The organism is Streptomyces sp. NPDC001728 (genome assembly GCF_040297565.1).
GTDB lineage: Bacteria > Actinomycetota > Actinomycetes > Streptomycetales > Streptomycetaceae > Streptomyces.
This window is the reverse complement of record NZ_JBEOZK010000005.1, coordinates 301544-316502: the sequence shown is the minus strand read 5'-3', so window position 1 is coordinate 316502 and position 14959 is coordinate 301544. Positions and strand designations below refer to the sequence as shown.

The window sequence follows — 14959 nt, the reverse complement described above, 5'->3', positions numbered from 1 at the left end:
AGGGTCAGGGGGCGGTCAGCGGGTCCGGTTGAGGGTCTGCAGGGCGGCCCGGAGCAGCTGCGGTACGGGGGCGGTGCCGCCCTCGGCGATCGCGGCCTCGGCCTGCGGTGCGACGGCGCTGACCGCCTCCTCCGCCTCGCGGCTCGCGTACCCGAGGCCGATGAGGGCGGCGGACAGCTGCTCGGTCCAGGGGGCGGGGCCGGTGGCCGCGGCGCGCTGGGCGCCGACCAGGCCGCTGCTGCCGAGGGGGGCGCCGAGCTTGTCCTTCAGTTCGAGGAGGAGTTTCTGCGCGCCCTTCTTGCCGATGCCGGGGACGGCCATGAGGGCCTTCTCGTCTCCGGTGGAGACGGCGACGCGCAGGGCGTCGGGGCTGTGCACGCCGAGCATGGCCTGGGCGAGCCGGGGGCCGACGCCGCTGGCGGTCTGGAGCAGTTCGAAGACCTGCCGCTCGTCGTCGTCGGCGAAGCCGTACAGGGTGAGGGAGTCCTCACGGACGACGAGGGAGGTGGCGAGCCGGGCGTCCGCGCCGATCCGCAGGCCCGCGAGGGTCGCGGGGGTGCACTGGACGGCCATGCCCACGCCGCCGACCTCGATCACGGCCGTGGTGGGGGCGAGCGCGGCGACCGGGCCGCTGACGAAGGCGATCATCGGGTTCGGCCTTTCACTGCGGACGTCTGCCGGGCGACCGCCTGCTGGAGACGGTTCTGGGCGACGGCCTGCTGGAGGCGGTTCTGTGCGGGGGCCCGCCAGATGTGGCAGATGGCGAGGGCGAGGGCGTCGGCGGCGTCGGCCGGCTTGGGTGGGGCCGAGAGCCGGAGGACACGGGTCACCATGGCCCCGACCTGGGCCTTGTCGGCGCGTCCGCTGCCGGTGACGGCGGCCTTGACCTCGCTGGGGGTGTGCAGGGCGACGGGGATGCCGCGGCGGGAGGCGCAGAGCATGGCGACCGCGCTGGCCTGGGCCGTGCCCATCACCGTACGCACGTTGTGCTGGCTGAACACCCGCTCCACGGCGACGAGTTCGGGCGAGAAGCGGTCGAGCCACTCCTCCATGCCGCGCTCGATGCCGACCAGGCGCACGCCGATGTCGTCGTCCGCGGCCGTCCGGACCACACCCACGCCGAGCATGGTCAGGGGCCGTCCGGCGACGCCCTCGACGACGCCGACGCCGCACCGGGTCAGTCCGGGGTCCACCCCGAGAACGCGCACGTCGCCCCCCTTCCTTCGCTCATCTGTTTGTGCAGGCTATCGGCTGCCACCGACAACGCAGCGGGCCGACGGGGGTGTGTCCCCGTCGGCCCGCTGCGGAACGGCCGTGATCAGGCGTCGACCTGCTCCATGACCTCGTCGCTGACGTCGAAGTTGGCGAAGACGTTCTGCACGTCGTCGCTGTCCTCCAGCGCGTCGATCAGCTTGAAGATCTTGCGCGCGCCCTCTTCGTCGAGCTCGACCTGCATGGTCGGGACGAAGCTGGACTCGGCGGAGTCGTAGTCGATGCCGGCCTCCTGGAGGGCGGTACGGACCGCGACCAGGTCGGTGGCCTCGCTGATGATCTCGAAGGACTCACCGAGGTCGTTGACCTCCTCGGCGCCGGCCTCGAGCACCGACTCGAGGACGTCGTCCTCGGACAGCTCGCCCTTGGGCAGCACGATGACGCCCTTGCGGTTGAACAGGTACGAGACCGAGCCCGGGTCGGCCATGGAGCCGCCGTTCCGGGTCATGGCCACGCGCACGTCGGAGGCGGCGCGGTTGCGGTTGTCGGTGAGGCACTCGATGAGCACCGCGACACCGTTCGGGCCGTAGCCCTCGTACATGATCGTCTCGTAGTCGGCGCCGCCGGCCTCAAGACCCGAACCGCGCTTGAGCGCGGAGTCGATGTTCTTGTTGGGGACCGACTGCTTCTTCGCCTTCTGGACGGCGTCGAACAGCGTCGGATTGCCGTCCAGGTCGGCGCCGCCCGTACGGGCCGCGACCTCGATGTTCTTGATCAGCTTCGCGAAGAGCTTGCCGCGCTTGGCATCGATCACGGCCTTCTTGTGCTTCGTCGTAGCCCATTTAGAGTGGCCGGACATCTGCCTGTCTCCTTCGCGTAACCCATTACTGCACGAACCCGAGAGATCCTACCGGGATCGGATCAGCCCGCGGCGCGCACCATGTCGACGAACAGGGCGTGGATGCGGTGATCCCCGGTGAGCTCGGGGTGGAACGAGGTAGCGAGCGCCCGGCCCTGCCGTACGGCGACGACATGACCGCCGTGCTCGGCGAGGATCTCGACCTCGGCGCCGACGGACTCCACCCAGGGGGCCCGGATGAAGACGCCCTCGACGGGGCCGTCCTCGATGCCGGCGACGGTGACGCCGGCCTCGAAGGACTCGTTCTGCCGGCCGAAGGCGTTGCGGCGGACGATCATGTCGATGCCGCCGAAGGTCTCCTGGCCCGAACGCGGGTCGAGGATCTTCTCGGCGAGCATGATGAGTCCGGCGCAGGTGCCGTAGACCGGCAGGCCCGCGGCGATGCGCTCGCGCAGCGGCTCCATCAGGCCGAACAGCTCGGCCAGCTTGGAGATGGTGGTGGATTCTCCACCGGGGATGACCAGGCCGTCGACCTCGGCCAGCTCCTCGGGGCGCCTCACCGGCCTGGCCACGGCGTCAGCCGCGGCCAGGGCGATCAGGTGCTCCCGTACGTCGCCCTGGAGTGCCAGGACACCGATGACGGGGGTGCTCATGAGTGACTACCAGCCGCGGTTGGCGTAGCGCTCGGACTCGGGGAGGGTGTCGCAGTTGATGCCGACCATGGCCTCGCCCAGGTTGCGGGAGGCGTCCGCGATGATCTTCGGGTCGTCGTAGAAGGTGGTGGCCTTCACGATGGCGGCGGCGCGCTTGGCCGGGTCGCCCGACTTGAAGATGCCGGAGCCGACGAAGACGCCCTCGGCACCGAGCTGGCGCATCAGCGCGGCGTCGGCGGGGGTGGCGACACCACCGGCGGAGAACAGCACGACCGGCAGCTTGCCGAGCTCGGCGACCTCCTTGACCAGCTCGTACGGAGCGCGCAGGTCCTTGGCGGCGGCGAACAGCTCGTTGTTGTCGAAGCCGCGCAGCCTGGCGATCTCGTTCTTGATCTGGCGCAGGTGACGGACGGCCTCGACGACGTTGCCGGTGCCGGCCTCGCCCTTGGAGCGGATCATGGCCGCGCCCTCGGCGATGCGGCGCAGGGCCTCGCCCAGGTTGGTGGCGCCACAGACGAAGGGGGTCGTGAAGGCCCACTTGTCGGAGTGGTTGACCTCGTCGGCCGGGGTGAGGACCTCGGACTCGTCGATGTAGTCGACACCGAGGGACTGCAGGACCTGGGCCTCGACGAAGTGGCCGATGCGGGACTTGGCCATGACCGGGATGGACACCGCGCCGATGATCTCTTCGATCATGTTCGGGTCGGACATACGGGCCACGCCGCCGTCCTTGCGGATGTCCGCGGGGACGCGCTCCAGGGCCATGACGGCCACGGCGCCGGCGTCCTCGGCGATCTTCGCCTGCTCGGCGTTGACCACGTCCATGATCACGCCACCCTTGAGCTGCTCGGCCATGCCGCGCTTCACACGGGCGGTGCCGGTCTCGGGGGACTGGGGGGAGGGGGAAGGCGTGGTGGACACAAGTACCTCACTCGTGACAACAGCGAAATGACGACAACAGCGAGGAAACAGTCCACCTGCGGTCCACAGCAAGGGCCAATGTGGACCTGGTGGATCGTTTTAGCAGGTTACGGGGTGTCAGGCCGGGCGATCGGCAAGGGCCACCGGCGGCTCGTCGTCCATTTCGAAGGCCAGAGGGAAGGGCGCGTGGCCCGCGAGCCGGAACCAGCGGACCTTCCGGTGGCGGCGCAGGGCGCGGGCGGCCCGTACGGCGTCGTTGTGGAACCGGCGGGCCATCGGCACCCGCCGGGCGGCCTGCGCGAGCTCCTCCGCGGCCTCCTCGCCGCCGGCCGCCTCCCGTACGAGCTCCACCTGCTCGGGCTCGCCGAACACGACCCGCAGGGCCTGGCTCAACTCGCTCTCGGCGACCTCCCGCTGCTCCTCCTCGGCCTGCCGGGCCGCGTGCGCGGCCTCGTACAGCACGATCGAGGCGGCCGGGTCGAGCACACCGGACGTGGCCAGCTCCTGGGTGACCGAGGCCCGGCGCAGCAACTGCGCGTCCAGGGCCGCGCGGGCGGCGTCGATACGGGAGTGCAGCCGGTCGAGCCGTCCGGCGGTCCAGCTGAGATAGACGCCGATGAGAATCAGCGCGACGACGGTCCAGATCAGGGTTTCGGTCACGGGCGCACAGGCTACCGGGGCGACGGCGCCCCTTCCCAAACGTCACGGTCATGGGCGAACGGGACACGGGCGCGTACCGCACGGAACAGCCAGGGGCGGGCTCCACGCGCGCGTGGAGCCCGCCCCGATGCGGCTACGGCTGCGGCTGCGGCTACAGCCCCAACCGCGCCCGCAGGCCCACGCGTTCGTCCGTGTCCACCGCCGCCGCGCCGTCCGTCACCGTCTCGTAGACCGCGAGGATGTCCGCGCCCACCGTCGTCCAGTCGAAGCGGCGCACATGGGCCGAGCCCCGGGCGCTCAGCTCCACGCGGCGCTCCTCGTCGCCGAGGAGCCGGATCGCGGCTTCCGCCAGCGCGTCCGCGTCCTCGTTGGTGAAGAGCTCGCCCGCCGCCCCCTGGTCCAGGACCTGGGCGAAGGCGTCCAGGTCGGAGGCGAGGACCGGCGCTCCGGCCGACAGCGCCTCGACGAGGATGATGCCGAAGCTCTCGCCGCCGGTGTTGGGCGCCACGTACACGTCGACGCTGCGCAGCAGCCGTGCCTTGTCCTCGTCGCTGACCATGCCGAGGAACTCCACCCGGGAGCGCGTCTCGCGCGGCAGCGAGGCGACGGCCTCCTCCTCGTCCCCGCGCCCGGCGACCAGGAGCCGCGCCCCGGGCCGCGCGGCGAGGATCTTCGGGAGGGCCCGCATCAGGACCGGCAGGCCCTTGCGCGGCTCGTCGATCCGGCCGATGAAGCCGAGGGTCTCGCCCTGCCACTCCTTCTTCGGCTCGGCGCGCGCGAAGAAGTCGACGTCGACGCCGTTGGGGATGACGACGGCGTCACCGCCGAGGTGCTCGACGAGCGTGCGCCGCGCGTACTCGCTGACCGCGATGCGGGCGCTGATCTTCTCCAGCGCGGGCTGGAGGATCGGGTACGCGGCGATCATGGCGCGCGAGCGCGGGTTCGAGGTGTGGAAGGTGGCGACGATCGGCCCCTGCGCCGCCCAGCACGTCAGCAGCCCGAGGGAGGGCGAGGTCGGCTCGTGGATGTGGACGACGTCGAAGGTGCCGTCGTGCAGCCAGCGGCGTACCCGTGCGGCCGAGAGGAAGCCGAAGCTGAGCCGGGCCACCGAGCCGTTGTACGACACGGCCACGGCCCGGCCGGCCGACACCACGTACGGCGGCAGCGCGGTCTCGTCGTCGGCGGGGGCGAGGACGGAGACCTGGTGGCCGAGCCGGATCAGATGCTCGGCGAGGTCGCGGATGTGGAACTGGACTCCACCCGGCACGTCCCAGGCATACGGGCAGACGATCCCGATCTTCACGCGCCGCGCTCCCCGTCCAGCGCGGCACCGGTGGCCGGTTCCGGGCGTGCTTCCAGGTCCGAGAGCCACAGTCGTTGCAGCATGTGCCAGTCCTCCGGGTGGTCCGCGATGCCGCCGGCGAAGGCATCGGCCAGCGCCTGTGTCATGACGGACGTCTTCTCGGCCCGTGTGCCTGACTCGGGTACGTCGACGGGGGCGTGGATCCGCCCCCTCATGACCGAGGTGTCGTCGTACCAGAGCGTCACCGGCAGCAGCAGCGCGCCGGTCTGCTGGGCGAGGATCGCCGGGCCCGCGGGCATGCGCGCGGTGTCCCCGAAGAAGGAGACCTCGACGCCGGAGGCCGACAGGTCGCGGTCGGCGACCAGGCAGACGAGCCCGCCGGCCCGCAGGCGCCGCGCCAGGGTGCCGAAGGCGGAGCCCCCGGTGTGCGGGAGGACCTCCATGCCGAGGGACTCGCGGTAGGCGACGAACCGGTCGTACAGCGTCTCCGGCTTGAGCCGCTCCGCGACCGTGGTGAACGGCACGCCGAGGGAGCGGGTCACCCACACCCCGGCCAGGTCCCAGTTCGCCAGGTGCGGCAGGGCGAGGACGACCCCGCGGCCGGCGGCGAGCCCTTCCTTCAGGTGGTGGACGTCCTTGATGTCTATCCCGCGCTCGACCCGTTCCCTGCTCCAGGTCGGCAGCCGGAAGGACTCCATCCAGTACCGCATGTACGAGCGCATGCCGGCCTTCGACAGCTCCGCGAGCCGTTCGGGCGTGGCGTCCGGCACCACGCGCGCGAGGTTCGATTCCAGGCGCAGCACGCTTCTTCCGCGTCGCTTCCACGCCAGGTCCGCGATCCGCCGGCCGAGGCCCGCGGCCACCGGCTCGGGCAGCTTCTTGACGGTCGCCCAGCCGGCGCCGTACAGCCCGTCGCTCAGCTTGTCCTTCAACGCGCTCACGTGGTGGCCCCGCCCCCCTGGGCCGCGGCGGCGTCCGCCTCGGCCGATTCCCGCCGTACGGTCACGACCCGCTGGCCCAGGGTCACGGCGCTGCCGACCGCCACGATCCACAGCGCGATCGGGAGCAGCACCTCGATCCCGGGCACGCCGAACTTGTGCAGCCCGGCGAGGCCGGCGGCGACCAGCGAGATCACCAGGCGCTCGGCGCGTTCGATCAGGCCGTTGACGGCGACGGGCAGGCCAATCGATTCGCCTCGCGCCTTGGTGTACGACACGACCTGGCCGCTGGCCAGGCAGAAGATCGCCACGGCGCACAGCACGTTGTCGTCGCCCTTGCCCGCGTACCAGAGGGCGAAGCCGCCGAAGATGGCGCCGTCGGCGACCCGGTCGAGCGTGGAGTCGAGGAAGGCCCCCCAGCGGCTGGAGATGCCGGCCTGCCGGGCCATGTTGCCGTCGACGAGGTCGGAGAAGACGAAGAGGGTGATGACGATGGTGCCCCAGAAGAATTCTCCGCGGGGGAAGAAGACCAGCGCGCCGGCCATCACCCCCGCCGTGCCGATGAGCGTGACCGCGTCGGGGCTGACGCCCCGGCGGAGCAGAAACGCTGCGAACGGTGTGAGGACACGCGTGAAGAATGCACGCGCGTACTTGTTCAGCATGGCCTTCCCGAGGTTCGGTGGGCCGCGCGGCCCCAATGACCACCGGCTCACCCATCGTAGCCACGAGCGCCCCGGGGTACCGGCGGGCACCCGCCCGGCCGCGTCGGCGTCCCCCGGCGGGTCCCTCCCGCGTACGACGTATGGACGCGTCCCGGCGTCGGTGCAAAGCTCGAAGGACCACCGCGGGCACCCGCAGGAACCGCGACGCACCACTCCCCCGCGCCCGCCCGCGTCCCGCCGCACCGTGCGAGCAGTCGGGAGGAACACATCATGGGTGACAAGGCGAACACGGCCGCCGGGGCCGCCGGAAGGGCTCCGACGGCCGACCGGCCCACGGCCGTACGGAACGTGGTGCTGGTCGGCCACAGCGGCTCGGGGAAGACGACCCTGGTCGAGGCGCTCGCGCAGACGGCCGGGGCGGTCAACCGGGCGGGGCGGGTCGAGGACGGCGCCACCGTCTCCGACTACGACGAGATCGAGCACCGCCGGCACCGCTCCGTACAGCTCTCGCTCGTACCGGTCGGCTGGGACAGGCACAAGATCAACCTCCTCGACACACCGGGGTACGCCGACTTCGTCGGGGAGCTGAGGGCCGGTCTGCGCGCGGCGGACGCGGCCCTCTTCGTCGTCTCGGCCGCCCAGGAGGCCGACGCGGTCGCCGGCTCCACCCGGATGATCTGGGAGGAGTGCGCCGCCGTCGGCATGCCCCGCGCCATCGTCGTCACCCACCTCGACACGGCCCGCACCGACTTCGGAGAGCTGACCGCCCTCTGCGCCGGCCTCTTCGGCCGCGACGACCCGGACGCCGTCCTCCCCCTCTACCTGCCGGTGCGCGGCCCGGAGGGCGCCGACGGGCACGCGCCCACGACCGGCCTCGCCGGACTCCTGTCGGAGCGGATCCTCGACTACTCCACGGGGGTGCGCCGGGAGGTCCCGCCGAACGAGGAGCAGCGGGAGCGGATCGCGGGGGCCCGCGCCCGGCTGATCGAGGGGATCATCGCGGAGAGCGAGGACGAGACCCTCATGGACCGCTATCTGGGCGGCGAGGCGATCGATGTGCAGACCCTCGTCGACGACCTGGAGAAGGCCGTCGCGCGGGGCGCGTTCCACCCGGTGCTCGCGGCCGCCCCGGCCGCCGACGGCGGGACGCAGGGCCTGGGCACCCTCGAACTCCTGGAGCTGATCACCGGCGGCTTCCCCTCCCCCGTGGAGCACGAGCCGCCCGCCGTCACCACCCCCGACGGGCGCCCCCGGCCCCCGCTCTCCTGCGACCCCGAGGGACCCCTGGTGGCGGAGGTCGTCAAGACCGCCGCCGACCCCTACGTGGGGCGGGTCTCCCTCGTCAGGGTCTTCTCCGGCACCCTGCGCCCCGACGAGACCGTGCACGTCTCCGGTCACGGTCTCGCCGACCGGGGCCACGAGGACCACGACGTCGACGAGCGGATCGGCGGGCTCACCTCTCCCTTCGGCAGGCAGCAGCGGCCCATGGCGCGGTGCATCGCCGGTGATCTCGCGTGCGTGGCCCGGCTGGGCCGGGCCGAGACGGGCGACACGATCTCCTCGAAGGACGATCCGCTCCTGATCGAGCCGTGGAGCATGCCGGAGCCGCTGCTGCCGCTCGCGGTCCGGGCCCACGGCAAGGCGGACGAGGACCGGCTCTCCCAGGGCCTCGCCAAGCTGGTGGCCGAGGACCCGACCCTGAGGCTCGAACAGAACCCGGACACCCGCCAGGTGGTGCTGTGGTGCCTGGGCGAGGCGCACCAGGACGTCGTCCTCGAACGCCTCAGGGGCCGGTACGGGGTGCGGGTCGACGCCGTGCCGCACAAGGTGTCGCTGCGCGAGACCTTCGGCGGCGCCTCGGCGGGGCGGGGCCGGCACGTCAAGCAGTCCGGCGGCCACGGCCAGTACGCGATCTGCGAGATCGAGGTGGAGCCGCTCCCGTCGGGCAGCGGCATCGAGTTCGTCGACAAGGTGGTCGGCGGGGCGGTCCCGCGCCAGTTCGTCCCCTCCGTGGAGAAGGGGGTACGGGCCCAGGCCGCGCGGGGGGTCGCCGCCGGCTATCCGCTGGTCGACGTCCGGGTCACCCTGCGGGACGGCAAGGCGCACTCGGTGGACTCCTCCGACGCCGCCTTCCAGACCGCCGGCGCGCTGGCCCTGCGGGAGGCGGCCTCCGAGGTCGACGTCGCCCTCCTGGAGCCGGTCGTGGAGGTCCGGGTGCTCGTCCCGGACGAGTACGTCGGGCCGGTGATGAGCGATCTGTCGGGACGGCGGGGTCGGGTGGTCGGCACCGAACAGGCCGGTCCCGGGCGGACCCTGGTGAGGGCCGAGGTGCCGGAGATCGAGATCGGGCGGTACCCGATCGACCTGCGGTCGGTGTCGCACGGCACCGGCCGGTTCGACCGCGTGTACGCCCGGCACGAACCGATGCCGCCGCAGCTTGCCGCGACCATGCGCGAACAGGCCGAAAACAGCGCCTAGTTGAGAGAACGAAAGCGAGCGACGGGCGTCCGCCGCAGTTCGGGCGTACATCATTCGGCCGCGATATCCACAGGCGGTGACGCACAGGTCGGTCCCCGGTTACGCTGTGGTGCCCAGCTCAGAAGGTGTGCGGGGCGCGGCAGTTGGGAACAGCCCGCACAAATACTCGCGCGCGATGGGGGCGGCAGTGGCGATCGACGGTTTCGGACCCGGGGCTCAGATCCCCCTCCAGAACTCGGGGGGCGGTACGGGCGCGACCAGCGCGCTCGCCTCCGCCGCGTACCGGGACAGTCCTCTGGACACGATCAAGCAGGCCGACAGCGAGCTCTACAAGACCACGGTCAAGGAAGGGAAGTGGGGGCTCTTCAGCCCCGACCTCGGGGAGGCCTTCTCCCGCGCGGTCCAGGCCCGCATGCTCGGCGGCGCCCGCAAGGCCCTCATCCAGTCCTTCGGCGCCGAGCCTCAGCCGGTCGTCGAACACTGCCTGGCCGCCACGCACCTGCGCAGACAGCGCGACGTCAAGCTGACCCTGGTCACCTTCTTCTGCGGCGTCCTCTTCCTGCCCGGCCTGCTGCTCTGGCTCGGAGTCATCCAGCTCCGCCGGCTCGTCTCCGGCTCCGAGAACAAGCGCAACAGCGCCATCGGCACCGCCCTCCTCTGGGCCGCCGGGATCTTCGCCGTGCTCGTCCTGCTCAAGCTGCCCTTCGACGGGATCCTGCCGAACTACCTCCGCGCGATGGTCGTCGCCCCGGTCGTCGGCTGGTTCCTCGCGAGCCGGATCTGCCTGAACGCCGCGATCGACCTCCGCGAGCGCTGGAGCGGTCTGCTCGGCGGCGGCGGGGTCGGCCCCCACGTCCCCAAGTCCGTCCCCCAGGATCCGGGCGAGAAGTCGGCGGAGGCACTGCGGGTCAACCTGGAGAAGCTCTCCGCCGAGCAGCAGTCCAACATCGTCTTCTACGCCGGAACCAAGGGGATCCTCGGCCTGGGCACCCGCTGGGGCAACTGGACGCTCGCCGAGGAGCTGGTCCCGCAGGCCGGCCGGGAACTCCACGCCTTCCGCGCCTGGGACATCGTCCGCAGGATCCACGACGAGCTGACCCTGCTGGAGCGCGGCACCCTCAAGACCGGCTTCCCCAAGCCGACCGTCAAGCACTGGATCGTCTCCCCGGTCGGCGAGGGAGCCGACGAGGTCACCCGCCCCGAGGGCGACAACATCGTCCACTACCAGGTCAAGCCGCACGAGATACAGCGCATCTGCAACGACCAGCAGTTCGGCGCGGGCAACCGCCACTACCTCGGCGTGCAGTTCACTCTCTGGGACGGCAATCTGGTGTTGACCATGATGGTCACCGTGACCTCCCTCCTCCACACGCTCCGGATCGAGGTCACCGGGCACGCGCTCGGTCCCGTCCACGGCCTCTTCACCACGAAGCCGAAGGCGAAGACCAAGGAGGTCTCCAAGACCGTCCGCTTCTGGGAGACCAAGGAGATCCAGCAGCCACTGCTCGGCACCAACGACATCGTCCGGCTCGCGGTGCGCGCCCCGCTCACCTGGTACCCGCCGGTCCTGGAGTACCTCGGCGGCAAGATGAGCCTGCCCGAGCCGTTCGGTCTGCGGCACGTGTGGGCGGGGCCGCTCTGGAAGAACCGCTTCATGGCCGACGACGCCATCCGCATGGCCGCGCCCGTGCTCCGCGCCGTCCACTCCGCGACGCTCAAGGTGCTCGACGAGCACAACGTGGACACGGAGCGCTTCACCAACCGCTCGCTGGTCCTCAGCGGCGGCATCCAGGATCCGGGCCCGAAGAAGGCCGACGCCTACGACGCCTGACCGGGGCGCTCGCGAGAGCGACCCGGGCCCGACGCATGCGAGAGGGGCCCGGACCACGACCGTGGTCCGGGCCCCTCACCGTTCGCTCAGACCGTGGCCGGCCAGGCGTCGGCCAGCATCTTGCGGGTGTCGGCGAGCAGCTGCGGCAGCACCTTGGTGTGCCCGACGACCGGCATGAAGTTGGTGTCCCCGCCCCAGCGCGGCACCACGTGCTGGTGCAGGTGCGCGGCGATGCCGGCGCCCGCGACGGCACCCTGGTTCATACCGATGTTGAAGCCGTGGGCCCCGGACGCCGCCCGCAGCGCGACCATCGCGCGCTTGGTGAGGTCGGCGAGCTCCGTCGTCTCCGCCGCGTCCAGGTCCGTGTAGTCGGCGACGTGACGGTAGGGGACGACCATGAGGTGGCCGCCGTTGTACGGATACAGGTTGAGGACCGCGTACACGCTCTCACCGCGCGCGATCACCAGGCCGTCCTCGTCCGACTTCGCCGGAATCGAGCAGAACGGACAGCCGTCGTCGGCGCCCGGCCCGGTGGGCTTGTTCTCGCCCTGGATGTACGCCATCCGATGAGGCGTCCACAGGCGCTGGAACGCGTCCCGCGTCCCCACTCCGATCTGCTGCTCCGGCTCAGTCGTCATGCTGTGCAGCATATTGCGTCGCCCGTTCGGAACGTGTCGCCGGGGCGGAAGATCCATGCACCGGCCATGCTGATCCGATGAGCGTCAGGCCACCGAAACCGCCCCGCCAGGAGCGCTGGGACCATCGTATGGAGATCCCGCTCGCCGTGGCCTCCCTCGTCTATCTCGCGAGCTACGCGGTCCGCGTCCTCGCCCGCCAGCACCTCCCGCAGCTCTGGCTCGACCTCTGTCTCACCGCCACCCTGGCGGCATGGGCCGTGTTCGTCCTGGACTACGCGGTACGGCTCCGCCTCAGCGGCCAGGGCGTGTTCCGCTTCGTCCGCACCCATCTCCTCGACACGGTGGTCCTGGTCCTTCCGCTGCTGCGGCCGGTGCGCATGGTGAGCATCTACGACCGGGTGCAGCGCCGCCAGGACAAGCCCCGGCTCAGCCTCTACGCGCGCGTGATGGTCTACTCCGGCCTGACCGTGGCCCTGCTGGGCTTCGCGGGCGCGCTCGCCGTCTACCAGTACGAGGTCGGCGCCCCCGGCGCCACGATCCGCACCTTCGGCGACTCGGTGTGGTGGGCCTGCTCCACCCTCGCAACGGTGGGGTACGGGGACGTGACGCCCGTGACCCCGATGGGGCGGGTGGTGGCGGTGGGTCTGATGGCCTGCGGCCTGGCGCTGCTGGGCGCGGTGACGGGTTCCTTCTCGTCCTGGCTGATCCAGGCGTTCACCAGGGAGGACGAGAAGAGGCCCCCGGGGAACTTCCCGGGGGCCTGATCCGAGCACCCGCTCACGCGGGCGCGCGTCACACCTGGACGCGGCGCTCCACCACGTCGAGGAGCTTCGCCAGCGCCTCGTCACGGGCGATGCCGTTCTCCTGCGAACCGTCGCGGTAGCGGAAGGAGACGGTGCCCGCGGCCATGTCGTCGTCACCGACGATGATCATGAACGGAACCTTCTGCTTCTGCTGGTTGCGGATCTTCTTCTGCATCCGGTCGGAGGAGGCGTCCACGTCGACCCGCAGCCCCAGCTTCTTCGCGTCGGCCGCGAAGTCCTGGAGGTACTCGACGTGCGCGTCGCCGATCGGGATGCCGACCGCCTGGACGGGCGCCAGCCACGGCGGCATCGCGCCCGCGTAGTGCTCCAGGAGCACGGCGAAGAAGCGCTCGATGGAACCGAACAGCGCGCGGTGGATCATGACCGGGCGCTGCTTGGTGCCGTCCGATGCGGTGTACTCCAGGTTGAAGCGCTCCGGCAGGTTGAAGTCGAGCTGCACGGTCGACATCTGCCAGGTGCGGCCGATGGCGTCCCGCGCCTGCACGGAGATCTTCGGGCCGTAGAACGCGGCGCCGCCCGGGTCGGGGGTCAGCGGGAGGCCCTGCTTCTCGGCGACCTGCTGGAGGACCGCGGTGGCCTCCTCCCACGCCTCGTCGGAGCCGACGAACTTCTCCGGGTCCTTGGTGGACAGCTCCAGGTAGAAGTCGGTCAGACCGTAGTCGCGCAGCAGGTTCAGGACGAAGGTGAGGGTCTTGTCCAGCTCCTCCGCCATCTGCTCGCGGGTGCAGTAGATGTGCGCGTCGTCCTGAGTGAAGCCGCGGGCCCGGGTCAGACCGTGCACGACGCCGGACTTCTCGTACCGGTACACGGTGCCGAACTCGAACAGGCGCAGCGGCAGTTCACGGTAGGAGCGACCGCGCGCGTCGAAGATCAGGTTGTGCATCGGGCAGTTCATGGGCTTGAGGTAGTAGTCGGTACCACCGTCGAGCTGCATGGGGGGGTACATGCCCTCCGCGTACCAGTCGAGGTGGCCGCTCTTCTCGAAGAGGGCGCCCTTGGTGGCGTGCGGCGAGTAGACGAACTCGTAGCCCTCCAGCTCGTGCCGCTTGCGCGAGTAGTCCTCCATGACCCGGCGGATGATGCCGCCCTTGGGGTGGAAGACCGCGAGGCCGGAGCCGATCTCGTCCGGGATGGAGAAGAGGTCCAGCTCGTTGCCGAGCTTGCGGTGGTCGCGCTTCTCGGCCTCGGCGAGGAAGTCGAGGTGGGCCTTCAGCTCCTCCTTCGACGGCCAGGCGGTGCCGTAGATGCGCTGGAGCATCGGGTTCTTCTCGCTGCCGCGCCAGTAGGCGGCGGCGTTGCGCATCAGCTTGAACGCCGGGATGTTCCGGGTGGTCGGCAGGTGCGGACCGCGGCAGAGGTCCTTCCAGCACAGGTCGCCGGTCTTGGCGTCGAGGTTGTCGTAGATGGTCAGCTCGCCGCCGCCCACCTCGACGTTCGCACCGTCGTCGGTCGAGGCGGAGCCCTTGATGCCGATGAGCTCCAGCTTGTACGGCTCGTCCGCCAGCTCGGCGCGGGCGTCCTCGTCGGTCACCACACGGCGGGCGAAGCGCTGGCCGCGCTTCTGGATCTCCTGCATCTTCTTCTCGATGACCTTGAGGTCCTCGGGAGTGAAGGGCTTCTCGACGTCGAAGTCGTAGTAGAAGCCGTCCCGGACCGGCGGGCCGATGCCCAGCTTGGCCTCGGGGAAGAGCTCCTGCACGGCCTGGGCCATGACGTGCGCGGTCGAGTGGCGCAGGATGTCGAGACCGTCCGGGGAGGAGATCTCGACGCCCTCGACGACATCGCCGTCGGCGAGCTCGTACGACAGGTCCTTCAGCTCGCCGGCCACACGGGCGGCGATGACGGTGCGGTCGTCGGCGAACAGGGCGCCGGCGGTGGTGCCCGCGCTCACCGCCCTCTCCTCTGCTTCCGAGGCGGACTGGACGGTCACACGGACATCAGACACGGGTACTCCGTACATAAGGGCGCAGGCAGACACGA

Annotated in this window: 14 protein-coding genes; 3 read left to right on the top strand and 11 right to left on the bottom strand. The window is 71.0% G+C overall.

Annotation, left to right across the window (positions count from 1 at the left end; all coding sequences use genetic code 11):
* Positions 1-15: 15 nt before the first annotated feature.
* From ruvA to pgsA, 9 genes are all read right to left on the bottom strand, one after another.
* A complete protein-coding gene (ruvA, locus tag ABT154_RS11225) occupies positions 16-648 on the bottom strand; it encodes a Holliday junction branch migration protein RuvA (protein ID WP_351855703.1) in 633 nt (210 codons plus the stop codon).
* Positions 645-1208, bottom strand: coding sequence for a crossover junction endodeoxyribonuclease RuvC (gene ruvC, locus ABT154_RS11220; protein ID WP_351855700.1), 564 nt, complete (start codon positions 1206-1208; stop codon positions 645-647). The genes ruvA and ruvC overlap by 4 nt, the downstream gene beginning before the upstream one ends.
* A 110-nt stretch (positions 1209-1318) precedes the next feature.
* Positions 1319-2071: a YebC/PmpR family DNA-binding transcriptional regulator gene (locus tag ABT154_RS11215; RefSeq protein WP_317874517.1), complete on the bottom strand. Its 753-nt coding sequence runs from the start codon at positions 2069-2071 to the stop codon at positions 1319-1321.
* 62 nt (positions 2072-2133) lie between these two features.
* Positions 2134-2724 (bottom strand): pyridoxal 5'-phosphate synthase glutaminase subunit PdxT, encoded by a 591-nt coding sequence (pdxT, locus tag ABT154_RS11210; protein ID WP_317874516.1) that lies wholly within the window; start codon positions 2722-2724, stop codon positions 2134-2136.
* A 6-nt stretch (positions 2725-2730) separates the two neighbouring features.
* Positions 2731-3645 carry a pyridoxal 5'-phosphate synthase lyase subunit PdxS gene (gene pdxS, locus ABT154_RS11205; protein WP_317874515.1) on the bottom strand — a complete coding sequence of 305 codons (915 nt, stop codon included), beginning with the start codon at positions 3643-3645 and terminating at the stop codon, positions 2731-2733.
* 117 nt (positions 3646-3762) lie between these two features.
* Positions 3763-4305, bottom strand: coding sequence for a hypothetical protein (locus ABT154_RS11200; protein ID WP_351855696.1), 543 nt, complete (start codon positions 4303-4305; stop codon positions 3763-3765).
* 151 nt (positions 4306-4456) lie between these two features.
* Positions 4457-5608 carry a glycosyltransferase family 4 protein gene (locus ABT154_RS11195; protein WP_351855694.1) on the bottom strand — a complete coding sequence of 384 codons (1152 nt, stop codon included), beginning with the start codon at positions 5606-5608 and terminating at the stop codon, positions 4457-4459.
* Positions 5605-6549 carry a phosphatidylinositol mannoside acyltransferase gene (locus ABT154_RS11190; RefSeq protein WP_351855692.1) on the bottom strand — a complete coding sequence of 315 codons (945 nt, stop codon included), beginning with the start codon at positions 6547-6549 and terminating at the stop codon, positions 5605-5607. The genes ABT154_RS11195 and ABT154_RS11190 overlap by 4 nt, the downstream gene beginning before the upstream one ends.
* On the bottom strand, positions 6546-7208 hold the full coding sequence (pgsA, locus tag ABT154_RS11185; RefSeq protein ID WP_317874511.1) for a phosphatidylinositol phosphate synthase: 663 nt from the start codon (positions 7206-7208) through the stop codon (positions 6546-6548). The genes ABT154_RS11190 and pgsA overlap by 4 nt, the downstream gene beginning before the upstream one ends.
* 270 nt (positions 7209-7478) lie before the next feature.
* Here pgsA and ABT154_RS11180 point away from each other — a divergent pair, with 270 nt between their 5' ends.
* Complete coding sequence (locus tag ABT154_RS11180; protein ID WP_351855690.1) at positions 7479-9686, top strand: elongation factor G-like protein EF-G2; 2208 nt, start codon at positions 7479-7481, stop codon at positions 9684-9686.
* A 175-nt stretch (positions 9687-9861) separates the two neighbouring features.
* Complete coding sequence (locus ABT154_RS11175; protein ID WP_351855687.1) at positions 9862-11517, top strand: AbeC-like domain-containing protein; 1656 nt, start codon at positions 9862-9864, stop codon at positions 11515-11517.
* A gap of 86 nt (positions 11518-11603) precedes the next feature.
* Here ABT154_RS11175 and ABT154_RS11170 read toward each other — a convergent pair whose 3' ends face one another.
* On the bottom strand, positions 11604-12167 hold the full coding sequence (locus tag ABT154_RS11170) for an HIT family protein (protein WP_317874508.1): 564 nt from the start codon (positions 12165-12167) through the stop codon (positions 11604-11606).
* A gap of 65 nt (positions 12168-12232) precedes the next feature.
* Between ABT154_RS11170 and ABT154_RS11165 the strand changes: the two genes are divergently transcribed.
* Positions 12233-12919 (top strand): potassium channel family protein, encoded by a 687-nt coding sequence (locus ABT154_RS11165; protein WP_351855685.1) that lies wholly within the window; start codon positions 12233-12235, stop codon positions 12917-12919.
* Positions 12920-12947: 28 nt separating this feature from the next.
* Here ABT154_RS11165 and thrS read toward each other — a convergent pair whose 3' ends face one another.
* Positions 12948-14924: a threonine--tRNA ligase gene (thrS, locus tag ABT154_RS11160; protein WP_351855682.1), complete on the bottom strand. Its 1977-nt coding sequence runs from the start codon at positions 14922-14924 to the stop codon at positions 12948-12950.
* Positions 14925-14959 lie beyond the last annotated feature (35 nt).